The sequence below is a fragment of the Cryobacterium sp. MP_3.1 genome (assembly GCF_035984795.1).
GTDB lineage: Bacteria > Actinomycetota > Actinomycetes > Actinomycetales > Microbacteriaceae > Cryobacterium > Cryobacterium zongtaii.
Genome location: NZ_JAXCHV010000080.1, coordinates 1 through 1102 on the forward strand (window position 1 = coordinate 1; position 1102 = coordinate 1102).

The 1102-nt window shown below is 63.6% G+C and carries 1 protein-coding gene; it reads left to right on the forward strand.

Translation table 11 applies throughout. The annotated features are described in order from the left end of the window. Window positions 1-84: 84 nt before the first annotated feature. On the forward strand, window positions 85-1102 hold a 1018-nt coding region (locus RCH12_RS18515), incomplete at its 3' end, for an IS256 family transposase (RefSeq protein WP_327017891.1).

The window sequence follows — 1102 nt, forward strand, 5'->3', positions numbered from 1 at the left end:
TCGTTGGATTAACAACGTAGGAAACCACCGTGCGATGGTCAGTGAGAACCGTTCAAAGTTCCTCACAGAAAGACACATCACACGATGGCTCTAGACCAGTCTGCCCTGCTCGAGCTCCTCTCGGAACTCAAGCTCACCAACGTCACCGATCGAATCCGGTTGGTGACCGAAACGCTTTATCAAGAACTCATCAACGCAGAGGCCACCGCCCACATCGGCGCGGCCCCGTTCGAACGCTCCGACGAGCGCGCCGCCCAGCGCAACGGGACCCGCCCCCGGGTCCTCACGACGACCGCCGGCGACCTCAACCTGAAGATCCCCAAGCTGCGCCAAGGGTCATTCTTCCCCGCTCTCCTCGAGCGGCGCCGCCGGGTCGACCAGGCCCTGTTCGCCGTCGTGATGGAGGCCTACCTCCACGGCGTCTCGACCCGCAAAGTCGATGATCTCGTCAAGGCCCTCGGCGCCGACACCGGCATCTCCAAGTCTGAAGTTTCCCGGATTTGCGCGGATCTGGACGGTGAAGTTGCCACATTCCGTGACCGCGACCTCGGCGTAACTGGCTACCCTTACGTGTTCCTCGACGCGACGTATTGCAAGGCCCGCGTCAACCACCGCGTTATCTCTCAAGCCATGGTCGTCGCCATCGGCGTCGCCGCCGACGGCCGCCGCGAGGTCCTCGGCTTCGACGTCGGCGACAGCGAAAACGAGGCCTTCTGGACCGAGTTCCTGCGGTCGTTGAAAGCCCGCGGACTGGACGGCGTCAAACTCGTCATCTCCGACGCCCACACCGGCCTGAAGAAAGCGATCAGCACCGTTTTCCAGGGCGCGGCCTGGCAACGCTGCCGGGTGCACTTCATGCGAAATGTGCTCTCCACCGTCCCGCGGGCCAGCCAGGACATGGTCGCCGCTGTCATCCGCACCATCTTCGCCCAGCCCGACGCGAAGCACGTCCAGGCCCAGTTCGACGAGGTCACCCGCATGCTCGAACGCTCTCACCCGAAGGTCGCCACGATGCTCCACGACGCACGCGCCGACATCCTCGCGTTCTGCGGATTCCCGCCCAAACACTGGCGACAGGTGTGGTCGACAAACCCCATCGAAC